Below are 13,436 nucleotides of genomic sequence, written 5' to 3'. Positions count from 1 at the left end.
GATGGCCAAATCAAGTCCAGCCGAACGCAGTTATTGCATGAGTTTCCACGGGATCGCTGAATGGAATTCGCATGTTTATACGCCGCGACCCCGTTTTTAACCTCATTTGGCACAAAACTTCACAAAGTTGGACGATGGCTCGCCCTGAGAAACGACGGGATCGCAGAAAGAGCGTTCCGCAGCTTTCAGAGTAGCCGATTGCCCAGCAATTCGCTTGTTTTTTGCATACATTCGTGCACGCGCCGCCATCCGTGGCAGTGACGTTTTACGGAAAAACGCTCGTGAAATGGATTCACGAGCGTTTCCTGGGTTTTCGTGCACTGAACGCAGAACGAGGTCTTGAGTGCCTTGTCCCACGTACAGGGCGATTTCAGTTCGATTACAGGCTGGCGATCTTCTTGATCAGGTCTACTGTGCGGCTTGAGTAGCCGTATTCATTGTCGTACCAGCCCAGGACCTTGACCATGTTGCCACCGACAACGTTCGTGAACGAACCGTCGAAGATGCAGCTGTGAGTGTTGCCAATGATGTCGCTGGAAACAATTGGGTCGGTCGTGTATTCCATCACGCCCTTCAATTCACCTTCTGCGGCAGCCTTCATTGCGGCGTTGATGTCTTCAGCCGTAACGTCTTTGCCCAACACAGCTGTCAGGTCCGTTGCACTGCCGGTTGGCACGGGAACTCGAAGAGCATAGCCGGTCAGTTTGCCAGCCACTTCCGGAAGAACCAGACCGACAGCTTTCGCTGCACCGGTTGAGGTCGGAATGATATTGATCGCAGCAGCTCGCGAACGGCGAGGATCGCTGTGCAGCTGGTCGGCCACTTTCTGGTCGTTGGTGTAAGCATGCACAGTCGTCATCAAACCATGCTGCAGGCCGAACTTTTCGTTCAGCACTTTCACCATTGGAGCCAGACAGTTTGTTGTGCAGCTTGCGTTAGAAATGCACTGATGATCAGCAGTCAACTGGTTGTCGTTGACACCCAGAACAACGGTCAGGTCCGGATCTGTTGCTGGAGCAGAGATCACAACCTTGCGAGCACCGGCTTTCAGGTGAGAATCGAAACCAGGTTTGCCGTCAGCGGCTCGCTTGGTGAAGAAACCGGTCGATTCCAGAGCCACGTCTACGCCAAGGTCGCCCCATGGCAGATTGCCAGGATCGCGTTCCGCACACACTTTGATCGTTTTTCCATTGACGATCAGGTCCGTTCCGTCGGTTTCGACAGTTCCCTGAAAACGGCCGTGAACGCTGTCGTATTTCAGCAGGTTGGCCAGATCGGAAGGCTTGCCGAGGTCGTTGATGGCGACAACTTCAAATTCGTCCGGCCGAGACGCGAGCGCTCGAAACGTGATACGACCAATTCGACCAAAACCGTTAATACCAACCTTAAGTGACATGTTTTGTGACTCCGACACAGTAAACGACATGAAAACTGACTGACAGGACAACGACACCAAGCCGTTGCAACAGACGCTGCTTTCAAAAAAGCCAGAAAAATTGGCCTCATCGGCGCGCAATGCAACGCAGTACAGGTCTGTGAGGCGGAATCCTAGCGAGCACCAACGGCAATGCAAGCTCTGCCGAACCCGCGGCCGGTTTTCTCATTCTGGACGGCAAACAGTCGTCTACTTTGAGAAGCCACGAGCGATGCGGTCGAATTTGGGTGTGAAGGCGGGCTATTCAGGAAAAATCTTCGTGCGCGCGCCGTCTTTCCAGCTCATTTCCGACGCTGTCTGCCGCCTCCACCGTTGAGCGAACACGTGGTATTCGGCAGCGGAAACCAGTGTGGCAGCCAGAAGCAGCTTGTTGACCAGATTCCATTCCACGATGCCGAGCATGCTGCAGATGGCGATGCCGAGGCTGGTGGCCGTCAGCGAGGAAAGCACGGCAATGCGAAGTTTTCGCCCTGGCGATCGGTACAACGTAGCCGACGAAACGGCATCCGCTGCCGCCTGTCGGGAAATATCTCGGAACAGCCGTGACGTGTCTCGTAGCACCTGCCGCGAATCGCGAGCAGTCTGTTGTTCGTCGAATGACCAATAGGGCGTCATCACCGTCGCGGACTGTTCGGATGTCGCATTTAAAGCAGCTGCCGCCGTTGAACCGTGGCCCGCCGCTTTGGTGTCTGGCGTCAGAAACAATTCCAACAGGGTGGAATCCGTGAGTTCATCTGCGTCATGTGCGTCACGCGAAGTTTCAGGCGGTGCATCGTCGACCGAATTTTGCAGCATTGAGGGAGGGAAATCCCCGGGGGGCGCCGCCTCATTGATCGCCCTTCGAACCGCAAAGCCGCAAACTGCGGTCAGAACACAGCAGGCGAGGAATGGCAGATAGCGAGCGTGCCCAGTGCGTTCGAGCGATTGCACGCCCTCGCCGTGCACACCGGAAACAGCACATTCAGTGATCGGAATTTCTGCCTCCGCGGCGGCTTCAACGGCGGACGCAGCGACAACGCTCGGTTCTTCCGGCGGGCTGGTGACACTTTGAGGCAACTCGTTGTGTTCCATTGCCGTGGCAGGCGCCGCCAGGGCAGGCGATCGTTCTTCCTCGGCTATTTCTTCTTCCCCAACGCTGGGCTCGACGTCTGGATTCGGGAAATAATCGAACAGCGTGAATGGTACGGCCGCCATTTCTGTTTCAATGGAATGATCCTCTGAAGTCTCTGAATCAGCGGCATCCGTTGGAGCGTTCGCAACGTTGTTGACCAATTTCTTGTCAGAGACGCTCACGCCAGTCGGCGGTGCATCTGTGCTGACTGGTCGTTGCTTCTGAGGTGCCTGAATGAAAACGGCGACACTTTGCGAAACCCGCACGCGCTGCAGCCGACGAATGTCGTGGACATTGACGCCGGATTCGATCAGAGACTGCTGAAAGTCACTATCCAGGGACGGTCCCTTCGCAAGCGTCTGGTCGTTTCTGGCTGGCAGTCGCCGTCGAGCAGAAACGGTGAAGCGAAACTGTGCCCCGCCTTCAAAGCTGGTATGTGGCAGGACGGTAACTGTGCCGGTGTTGCTGTCGATCTGGAATGCGGGTTCCAGGCACTCGTGTTCGATTTGAAAGTTCTCGAACAATCGCGGATCCCACAATTCCCGCAGCACCACCGTGTCGGCGGCCACATCGGTCGGTAGCACAACGCCAACGGCCTCGTCCTCGTCCCACGACGCCGCATCGGTCGCGAATAGCGCGTGCGGCAACGCAAAAAACAGCACTGTCAGCATCAGTGCAAGCAATTGCCGACCAGGGAAAGCCAATAATTCGGCCCCCTGACGCCCACCCACATGTAGGAGAACCCTCCTTTGGGGAATTACTATACCAGTTGTATGGACTGTAGGACGCTTGACGGACGATTTACGTGTGACAGCCATGACTGCGTTTCGATTTCGCTCAAGTTGGATTGATCTGTGAAGTGCGGACCGGGCAACAGTGGTCGTCGACAAAGTCACATAACAACTTAGGTCGTCACCGGTCCCGTGCGTTCCGGTTTGGAGCGGCGTGGCTTTTTCGTCGCTATCTGCGGCCGATGTTGGCGATAGACGATAGCAATGCGAAATGATCAAACGGTAACGGCCATGCGTCGTCTGCCGATGTTGAAGCCTGAACACGGCGCTCGCCAAAGCGTTGGCGAAATCTGATGGCAGATTTCAAAATACAGAGCAAGTCGGCGGTCGAACGGCACTGTGGCGGCAGCGACCGTGAAGTTAAGAACTGGTACCTTCTGATGTCTCGACTAAGAAATCGCTGCGTTAGCTGTTTGCTGCTGACTCTGGCCTTTGCCGGATGTCAGAGCGACAACCACAATGCGCGCCGCAGGCACGCGGTTCATCGCCCCACGCCAACTCGGCAGCTTGCGCAGGTGCCAACGCCCACGCCAGACTACGCTGTACCGGAACTGCCTCCGCTGCAGCCATTCGCCGTGAGTGACGATATCCCAACCCTGCCAGCCGTTGCCGACGACTCAATCGAATTCGAACAGCCACTGCCGCCTGCCGACAGTTTGACGGCGACTCAACCAGACGAACAACCAGAGGCCGAATCCGAATCAACGACAGCTTCCCTTCCTGCGCTGGCTTCGGAAGCCAGCATATATCTGCAAGACATGGGCGCTGTTCTGACTCGCGACGCTGACGATCGTGTTCAAAAGATCGATCTGGCGTACCGGCCATTCCACGATGGACATAGTTCTCTGTTGCAGTTCTTCGCTGATACGACTGAGCTCGATTTGACGGGCACCGACATCACCGATGCGGCTGTGAGCGATATTCTAAAGCTGCCGAAAGTGTATTCATTAAAGCTGAAGGGAACTGCCATCACCGATGCGGGAGTCGCCCAGCTTGTCGGCCTGACGTCTTTGCGCTTAGTGGATCTGGGACGAACGGCATTGACCAATGACGCATTGCGCCAACTTCAATCGCTTCAGCACTTGGAGTATCTGCTCCTGAATCACACTCAGGTTTCCGACGAAGCCGTCGAACATATCGTGCGGATGAAGTCGCTGCGAGGACTAAACCTCGTCGGTACAGCGGTCACTTCACGAAGTCTCGAACGACTGCAAAAACAACTGCCTCAGTGTCTTGTCGTATCAGAACCGAGCAGCAACCTGAGCCTGCTTGATGTCCCTGCCGAATTTCAACAACCAGCCAGCGTCGGCCGTTCAGCGTCTGCCGAACATGCGAAGCTGCAGCGTTTGACGAGGCTTGTTCACGAAGATCCCAGCCTGGCAGAACACCTTGCGTCTGTGTATTCGGACCAGGGCGAATGGTCACAGGCTGCGGCAATTTTTCGAGCCGCCACCGATGTTCGACCGCGAGACGAATCGCTCCAGCTGCTTCTGGCAGAAGCTCTTGCCAGCGCGGGACAAGCGGAAGAAGCGTACGCCCTGTTCTGCAACTTTGCCGACGAATCGACGGCTCGCCTGGAAGTCGGGCGAATCCTTTACAACAGTGCGTTGTCCCAGGCCACCAGATATCTTGAGCAATCCATCGCTGCCAATCCGAATAATGGCCAAGCCCGTCAGGGGCTTGTTGAACTGCAGGAACACCGACGCGAGCTGATGGCTGGTCGCAGCGTACTTCCCGCCGTTTTAGCGATTGAGCCGACGCCTCAGATTACTCCGCGAACGGCCTTCGAATTCGCACCAGCCCCGAAGTCGCAGCACTAATTCTTCTTCATCGCTCGGCCGTTGTTAAGTGGGACTCGGATTTCAACACCCTTGTCACCAACTTCGTACAATCGCGTTTCGGTCTTTTCGCGGTCGGTGCCGGCGTGGCGAGTCACGCGCAACTGCACTTTGCCCAGGATCAATCGCCCTGCGGCGTTGCGAACGCGGACACGGTAGTCTCCGGCCGGTGCAATCACGCAAACGTATCGCTCCGTTTGCCGATCGGCGTTGCCAGTTCCTACACCACTGCCGCCGAATCCCTGTTGGTATAACAGGCCTCCATTCGACGTTCGCGGCGAACGATAAGAACACGTTTGCCCGCCCGGTTCGATCACAGAAAGATCAAGATCTGCGCTGCCGGCCCATGTGATGGTGATCATCATGTCGCGGATCAGAGCGGTCTGCAGTTGACGCTGGATCTGCTGCGACAGTTCGGTCTGATTACTGGATTGAAGTTCTTCGATCAGTGTTGTCAGTACGGTTTTGGCTGCTGCGTGTTCAGCCGCGTGATTGGTATCCCAAACGTACGTGAGCGTACCACACTGCGCCCACGCTATGGCTTGCGGGTCTTTGCTTCGGTCGGCAATGCTGCGTGCGATACCCCATGTTGCCGACTGCCACGGATTACGTTTCGTTGCTTCGCGACAGACGCGAATGGCCTGTTCGTACGCTCCGAATCGCGACAGCATCGAGGCCGTCAGCAGCATCTGAGGTTCGTCGCCGTCTGCAAAATCGATCCGCGACAACAGGACGCGGTCCTGCTCATTCTGCGGTCGTTTTGCAAGCTGCATTTCGAGCGCCAGGACATCGTACATCCACGGCTGCGCGTGGTCGTTACGGATGGCGGCCAGCAGACATTCGACGACCATGTCGTGCTTTTCACGACCGTGCAAAATTTCACAGGCAGTGGCTAGCGTTGAACTGCCGAACCGCTGCCCGGCAAACGCTTTATTCCACGCCAGCGGCGCGGGATCTGAACTGGCCGCAACCTGTTTGATTAAGGCATTCGCGCGAGCCGTGTCTTCTGCGTCGCGCGCGGTTTCGGCTGGCTTTTCCTGCTGGAAAACGACAGGCGTGAAACGTGGCCGGTTAGGCCGTTTGGAATCACGGCTAAGGGCCTGCTTTCGGAAGCCCTCTCCGCTGTGACCCGACTGATAGTTATTTCCGTTCAACCGCAGTCGTTCGACGCTCGACTGTTGTCGCGTCCGATCAACGACTTGCGGTTTTGGAAAGGTCCGAATCCCTACTTCAGCTTGAGGATCGGTTTTTTTTTGACGTCTTTGACAGCGTCTGTGGTGATGCCGTTCTTTTTCACGTTGTCGACAGCGTGCAGAACTTCTGGAGGAATACTCTGGAAGCCACCGCCACCACCGCCGCCGAAGCCGCCCTGACCGCCGCCACCGCCAAACCCACCTTGGCCACCGCCCTGACCACCGAGTCCGCCGCCCTGGCCGCCGAGGCCGCCACCCTGACCACCGCCAAGTCCGCCACCGCCAAGCATGTTGTGCAGGCTGGGGGCGTAGACGAGGTCCGCAACCGGGTAAACGCGAGTCACAAGGTTGTCTTCAGACTCTGCTTTTGCGACGGTCGTGATCATGATCACTTCGTTCTGAATCACATAAGTCAGTGGTTCGGGAGCAAGCGATTTTTGATCGTCCTGTGTTTGGGCGAAGATCAACTTCAATGCGTTACGCAGTGTCATGCCGTCGTAGCTGATGTCTGAGATGATCACGTCTTCCAGACTGTCGATGCCGACAATGCCGAGTTCGCCGCGGTCTGTTTCGAACGACATCTGGAAGTCAGTACCCAACTCGCCAGCACCCGTTCCGTACGTTGCGGTGAAGTACGTGCTAATGTTTTCCAGAATTTCACTCAGCGGCACGCCGCCCTGGAAGTCAAGATTTCGCACTGGCTTATCCAGCATCTGACGCAGCCATTTTTCAACGGGAGCTTCCGTTCGCAGGTCAGACGATTCGTAGCGAGGAATTCGAGTTAAAGACAGGGCTCGCCATACGTCGGCTGGCGGATACTGAACTGGTGGCTCGTCCGGGAACGGCACATGAGACAGTTCCACCTGATAGAGTGTTTCCAGAAACCGGTCGGCTCGCAGATTCACAAGACGATAGGCCTTGTCTAACTGACCAAGTGCTTCCGACATCACTAACGCCTGAGTAGCCGGGCCGCTGCCTGGCTTCAGGTCAAGTGTCACGCGAGATTCGAACTCGGCGTCTTCGTAAGCATTGCGATCGCCGTGTCGAGCTCGGTCAAGTAGTCCGCGAATCTTTTCGATTTGAATTGCCAGACGCTGTTCTTCAATATCAACATCCTCAAGACGACGTTGAATCGACTGAGCAATGGCTTCGTCCTGGGCAATTTGCTTCTGTCGCAGGGCCATGACTTCGCGAGCCGTTTCTATCCCGCTAAGAGCATTGGACACGCGTCGCAGCAGTTCGCTACGAACGTCCGGGCTGATGTTTTGAGACGTCTGAATCGTTTCCAGCACATCTTTCAGTGTGTTCGTCGCGTAGTCCGGATCTTCTGCACTTAGTCGGTTTGCCTGATCGATAGCCGCGTCCGTTTCTGCCTTCAGCAGTTGAGACTGCAGTTGGATCTTTCGCGCCGCCTCATCCAGTTCACTCAAATCTGCACCCGGTGCGCCACCAAAGCCGTCGTTGCCTGGGTTGGTATTGGGCGTGTCCGGAACTTCCAGTGCAGGCGAGATTACACTCTCCGGCGTTGCTGCCTCGTCCGCTTCGGCAGGCTGCGGCGCTGGATCGTCGAAGTTGGGGAACGCAGGTTGTTCGTCTGCGGCCGGTGGTTGCGGTAATGAGATCAGAATTTTGCGAAGTTGCGGATTCGAATCGTCCATGCGAGCCGCCGCCTGTGCGATACGGGTCGCTTCGAGAACTCGGCCGCGAGCTGCCAGAAATTCGGCCGCTTCGACTGACTGTTCCATTGAACCTGCAAACTGTTCGCCGGCCGCGACCAGTTGAGGCAGGTCGACCGTCGGCACGTTGATTCCGTTTGATTCCTTCGTCCAGGCAGTCAGGTGACGCAACTCCGCCCCCGCGACAATTCGCTGAGCCTGGTGACCGGCAATCGTGAATGCCTTGTCATCGGCCGTAACAGCCGTCAGTGTTCGAAACTGCGGAATGGCTTGTTCGGTCAGTACAATCGTGTGGCGATCTGGTCGCACCATGATCGACTTGTTGCCAGCTGTTTTTACAGGAGTGCGGTCAAGAAGAAGTCGAGTCACTTCGACAGGAGCGATCGCCAATGCGGCAGCGACGGTCGCACCAGCGGGAGTTTCCTTGCCATGATTCACATTGCTAACTGTACCGCCGGTCAGGTTGGCCAGAATGTTAGGTAGCTCGTGCCCGGTCTTCGGTCCTAAGACAACCGCATGAAATGCGACGTTCTTAGTCTGCAGCTCACCAGCAAACTTTGCCAGTTCGTTTAGCGAAATGCGGTTGGAGGACATGCCGTCACCGATGTACAGCACCGATGTCGGTTGTCCGTTGGCGTCAGCGACGACAGCGTTCAAAGCGTTTGCCAGGTCGGTTGTGCCGAGCGGCGTTCGCAGTGACAGTCCGTCGATGGCCGCGCGAAGTTCCGAAGAACCGACTGCCACGAAGCCTTGCGTCAGTGGTTCGCATTGGACGTCGATGGCGTACAGCCGAACAGCATCGGTCTTTGCCAGTTGAGACAGCACGTCGGAGACAAGTGCCAGTGACGACTGTCGCGCGGTTCCGATCTGACTCGCGGACGTGTCCACAACCACAATGTGTCGGCGAACGGGCTGCGTTGCCAGTTGTGAAGGCCGAACGGCCAACGCGGAATACTGAGTTCCGTTTTCTTGTGGGAAGTGGCGAATCACCAGGTCCGCGTTTTTAGCGTCGCCAGCAACGGCGGACGAAGCGGCGATTAGCCCTGCAAAACTCAGCAGGAAGCAGCGGATGGCTGTGTTTCCATGAAACCGCATAAAAGTACCTTTCGGTGATCCGAATCGAAACTGACAACGTGATGCGCGGCCGCGCCGCATGGCAATCGGGTTGCGCACACCATGATATATCCGTCGTCGGCCGTTTGAGAAAGGAATTCCCGGCAAATTCCGCCTGCCGGACGGTGATTTGGCAGGTCGGCGCGAGATGACTGGACGACATCGACTGTTTGGAAAAGTCACAGCCTTAGGATTTCGCGCCAGAATGGGTGCTATCCCCATGCTTTCTGTGAGCCAAAAATGTCCGCGTCGTTTCCATGTCTTCGCAACGCAACACAACGGCAAAGTCGCCGCTTTCCACACAATCGAGTCAAGACGCTGCGACAAGTGATTCGATCCAATAATTGACGCCTACGGGCGCTGGGGGATGACGGGGACGAACGGGGAGCGACACGCATGCGGGGGCGCGCGGCATTTTGGTGCCTGATTGTGGCGATTGTCGCGTCCGGCACCGTTCGGCAGTTTCTGCTTCGTAAGACGCCTGCTACCACGTCTGCAATTAAGGGGGCGCCGTCTGCTCTCCAAACTCAGGCTTCTGCGACAAATGCCGCCAGAGGCAGCGTGACTGCAAAACGGCCGACTTACGGTTTGAGCCAGCCGGTTACGCAACACAATGTGACTATTAACGTGCCATCCGGCGCGACCGTCATTCTTGCCAGTCTTGACCAATCCGCAGGTTTCCACGACCTGCGGCTAAGTTGGACAGACGGGGCCACGAACGCTGTTACGCCAGTCGCAAAGGTCGAGGCGGTGTGCGACTTCGCTCATATTACGCAAAGTGACGCAGACGCATCTCACTCGCCCGCGTTCATTTCGCTGACGACGCAAGCTCCGCAACCGGCCGCCGACAACGCATTCCGCCGGATTTCAGAAACAAACGTCACAGGCACGCCGCTTCCGAACAAGGTCCGCCGGTTTCGAGCGCCTTGGTTTTACCAACAACGCAGTTTCGACCGATACATTCAGGCTTCCGCACTGGCCGCCAGCAGCCGCGTGACGGTTTTCGCCGAGGTCGATTCGCTGGATCCGGACTCCCCTGACAGAATCAGCCTTGGCAAGCTGGCGGAAACTATCGTCGAAATGGTCGAAGGCGGGATACTGCGGCACGTGGAATCACGGATCGGACCGATTGTCGACGTCGACGACGATGGGCGACTTAGCATTCTCCTGTGCGAACTTTCGGACAATTGGTTGGCCGATGATCCGCAGGAGCCCATTCGAGGCTGCGTGCGGCAGTCCGATTTTCTGCAACCGCTAAGCCCATTCGAAGGCGACGCCGTCTATTTGGACAGCCGCATTTCCAACCGGCAACAACTCAAGGCCGTGCTGGCTCACGAACTGACTCACGCCGCCGTGTTTTCTGTCGCCGCACAATCCCCCGAACGCCACGCGGGTATGCCGAACTGGCTAAATGAAGCAGTGGCTCACATCGTTGAACTGGAAGTTTGCCCGGACAGCCCGAATCTGCGCAAGCGGTTTGCAGACTTCCATCGACACCCTAACCACTTCCCCGTCGTGCAGCCCGACAATGCGTCGTTGCTGGCCACTCGACGCGGCCCTTCAAGAGCAGCCGGTTGTTCGTTTGTGGCGTCAGCACTGTCCGGTCGGTCGCCCACAGATCTCAGCCGGCTGGTTGCGACCGCCATGCAGCACCCACAGCCTCTGGAACGCCTCACCGGCCGCGACTTCGCTGAAATGTTTCGCGACTGGACGCTGGGGCAACTAACGGCGTACCGACTGCATGCTGTTAATCAGTTGGAAGCAAGCGGCGAAACGGGCGAATCGCTAAGCTTAGCGGGAACGTCCTTCGCCATTGCCGCGGCCGTCGATCAGATTCGGTCGCTGCAACTGGAATTCCCGCAGACTGCAAGATTGCAGATCACAGTCGTGGAAACACGGCCGAGCCCGGGAGTGCTCAAAACAGCCGCTGAGTCCGGTTCGCCCACAGCGCGTTAGGAATGATCGCCCTACTTGGCGATTTGCAGGTCCAGCGTTTCGCGTTGCTTAAAGCAGCTTTCCAGCGTCTTGGGCGAATACATTTTGACCTGAGCGTCCTGGTACAGGATCCGGTTGTCGGCCGTGATCTTGAAGTCCTCGACGTAGTCCGGAGCGATCTTGCCAGCGTAGATGGCTCCAAACGTTTCCGGGTCGACCGCCTTGCGATTTTGCAGGTCAGACACAACATCAAGACCGCCGACAGACAGGCTGAAGTAGTGATGGCTGCTGAGTCCCGCGATGACAGAAGAGGCCGACGCGTCTCGACGAAGGCTTTCTTCCAGTTCAATCAACAGCGGCTGCAGTCGAGTATACCGTTCGTCTAAATCGTCGACTTCCGTCAACTGACCGCCGGAACCCAGACCGCCCACGGCGCGGCGTCGACTGAAAACGTAGTCAGAGAAGACTCGGCGCCTGACACGTTCAGATTCTGTGCGGAATGCGTCGCGTCGTTCGAACAGAAGGCGTAGATCTTCCGGACTATAAAGCCTGACGACGGCTCCCTTGTATCGCAGCCGACCGTCCAACGCATCGATCTTCAGTTCCAGTCGACCATTGGCGTTGGTCGACTTCTTCAGGTTTAAGTGCTTCGCCACGGCGGGAACCGCGAAACCAGCGTACAGAGCCGCGAATGTTTCCGGGTCGACGCCTCGATTCTCCTGCAGATCACGAATCGCGTCGATGCCACCGACTGACACACCGAAGTAGTTCATGCCAATAAACGCTGGATTTTCGTACCCGGTCGCTCGCAGATAAACGTCCAGGTCCTGGATCGCTCGATTCGCCCGAGCGTACACGATCATCGTCTCAGCTGACAGATCCGCGAATTCAACTTCGTCTTCCGCCACGGCTGGCACCGGAAGTGTCAGCAGCACAGCAGACAGGATGACAAGAACGCGTTGTAGACCTGCACCGGCGTGCTGCAGAATGCGAAAATGACGTGGCATAGCGATTTTGGGTTCTGACGAAGTAAGGCGGCGCGGCAATCCTGCGACAAAGCATATCAAACGGCCATTATGACGCGACAAACCACCTTACCACAAGACTCGCCCAGCCAGTTCGTGCCAACCAGTGCTGTGTCAGCATGATCTTGAGGATTCGTGTGCCACTGGCGTTGCCAGTGTTTTCGTCACCGTAAGGCACTGGCAACGCCAGTGGCACACCTCAATTCATGACGGGCACGGCACCAGCTTCTAAGCTGCGCGGCGTTCTTCGATGGTTTCGGTGGGTTTGCGGCCGACTTTGATACGGATCGGCTTGCCTGTTTCGATCTCAGATTTCTTGCCCGCCGGGCCAAAGTGAAAGCTGATCGCGGCAACAAGGCCGCAGGCAGCAAGAGCTCCGAAGCAGCCCAGAATTGCGATCTGATCGTCGGAAAGCATTGAAGTGAAGTCCATGACCCTTCCATCCTTATCAAAGTGAGTGTACCTGGTGCAGGGCCGATTACGCGGCGCGAAACGGCAGTTCCTGCACTGACCAGTTTCGGACGTTCGACCGCGGCGACTGCACGTTTGGATTCACGGATCGGACGAACAGGCGGGGCTTGCCGACAGTCGCAACAACAAAATCGCATCGGACACTCCGGCAATCTGAGGACGACCTCACGGATTACGCTACGTGATCCGGCGAACTCAAACGTGGAAGAGATTCCTTCGGCTCTCAGCCGGAATCCGGTCGTGTGAGCACTATTTACTACCCAAATAGCTCCTTGCGCAATTGCAAGCGAGGTGTGTGGCCGCGGTTTGAGCGATGCACGAGTAAAACCCCGCGGTTTCCGATCTCAACGCTGCGCACCTTTCATATAGCTGTGGCTGATGCCAGCAGGACCAATGGCTGGCCGAACGTAGAATTCGCCGTTGCGGCCGTGACGCTGAAGGTAGCGCACCGACGAAACAGCCTTCGTGCAGCACCGGCTGTTCGCGCCGAAACTGCCGGTCCTGGCCTCGTTCGGCCAATTTATGTGATCGCTAATCTCGCCGTCAGACGCTCAATTGGCCGTCGACGACGTTCGCACCGTAAATTGCAGGCTTTTTGAACGCTTTGGCCGTCCGCAAGACTGGTGTATTCCGAACGATCCACACAACCGTCATATTTTAACTCAACCCACAGGGGGTGGAATTCCGATCGAACTGAATAACCGATAGTGCCGGAATAACCGGTACAGTCTGCCTTTTCGGATCGATCGGAACCACCGATGAAAACGAATCGTTCTTTAGCTTCTTGTAGTCTTGCCCTTAGCTGCTTCGCGCTGCTTGCTGCCGCCAATGTGTCGGTTGGTGATCAG

Annotated in this window: 8 protein-coding genes; 2 read left to right on the top strand and 6 right to left on the bottom strand. The window is 56.7% G+C overall.

Features of this window, described 5'->3' with window-relative positions; translation table 11 throughout:
- Positions 1–379 precede the first annotated feature (379 nt).
- A complete protein-coding gene (gene gap / locus Fuma_RS06190) occupies positions 380–1,396 on the bottom strand; it encodes a type I glyceraldehyde-3-phosphate dehydrogenase (protein WP_077028141.1) in 1,017 nt (338 codons plus the stop codon).
- A 279-nt stretch (positions 1,397–1,675) separates the two neighbouring features.
- On the bottom strand, positions 1,676–3,217 hold the full coding sequence (locus Fuma_RS06185; protein ID WP_077023365.1) for a cadherin repeat domain-containing protein: 1,542 nt from the start codon (positions 3,215–3,217) through the stop codon (positions 1,676–1,678).
- Between the two features lie 413 nt (positions 3,218–3,630).
- On the opposite strand from Fuma_RS06185, the gene Fuma_RS06180 reads away from it, so the two are divergent.
- On the top strand, positions 3,631–5,157 hold the full coding sequence (locus Fuma_RS06180) for a hypothetical protein (RefSeq protein WP_077023364.1): 1,527 nt from the start codon (positions 3,631–3,633) through the stop codon (positions 5,155–5,157).
- On the opposite strand, the gene Fuma_RS06175 is transcribed toward Fuma_RS06180, so the two are convergent.
- Both Fuma_RS06175 and Fuma_RS06170 read right to left on the bottom strand, forming a co-directional pair.
- The gene (locus Fuma_RS06175; RefSeq protein ID WP_077023363.1) at positions 5,154–6,329 is read right to left on the bottom strand and encodes a hypothetical protein; all 1,176 of its coding nucleotides are present in this window, start codon (positions 6,327–6,329) and stop codon (positions 5,154–5,156) included. The genes Fuma_RS06180 and Fuma_RS06175 overlap by 4 nt on opposite strands.
- A 71-nt stretch (positions 6,330–6,400) precedes the next feature.
- The gene (locus Fuma_RS06170; RefSeq protein ID WP_077023362.1) at positions 6,401–9,139 is read right to left on the bottom strand and encodes a vWA domain-containing protein; all 2,739 of its coding nucleotides are present in this window, start codon (positions 9,137–9,139) and stop codon (positions 6,401–6,403) included.
- Between the two features lie 414 nt (positions 9,140–9,553).
- Here Fuma_RS06170 and Fuma_RS06165 point away from each other — a divergent pair, with 414 nt between their 5' ends.
- Positions 9,554–11,113, top strand: coding sequence for a hypothetical protein (locus Fuma_RS06165; RefSeq protein WP_077023361.1), 1,560 nt, complete (start codon positions 9,554–9,556; stop codon positions 11,111–11,113).
- Positions 11,114–11,124: 11 nt separating this feature from the next.
- Here the strand turns inward: Fuma_RS06165 and Fuma_RS06160 are convergent, their stop codons facing one another.
- Together Fuma_RS06160 and Fuma_RS06155 are read right to left on the bottom strand one after the other, a co-directional pair.
- Complete coding sequence (locus Fuma_RS06160; protein ID WP_077023360.1) at positions 11,125–12,099, bottom strand: hypothetical protein; 975 nt, start codon at positions 12,097–12,099, stop codon at positions 11,125–11,127.
- A gap of 246 nt (positions 12,100–12,345) precedes the next feature.
- Entirely contained in the window at positions 12,346–12,549 is a 204-nt protein-coding gene (locus tag Fuma_RS06155; protein ID WP_077023359.1) for a hypothetical protein, read from the bottom strand.
- Between the last annotated feature and the right edge of the window lie 887 nt (positions 12,550–13,436).

It is taken from the genome of Fuerstiella marisgermanici (assembly GCF_001983935.1).
GTDB lineage: Bacteria > Planctomycetota > Planctomycetia > Planctomycetales > Planctomycetaceae > Fuerstiella > Fuerstiella marisgermanici.
This window is presented reverse-complemented; position numbering and strand designations above follow the sequence as displayed.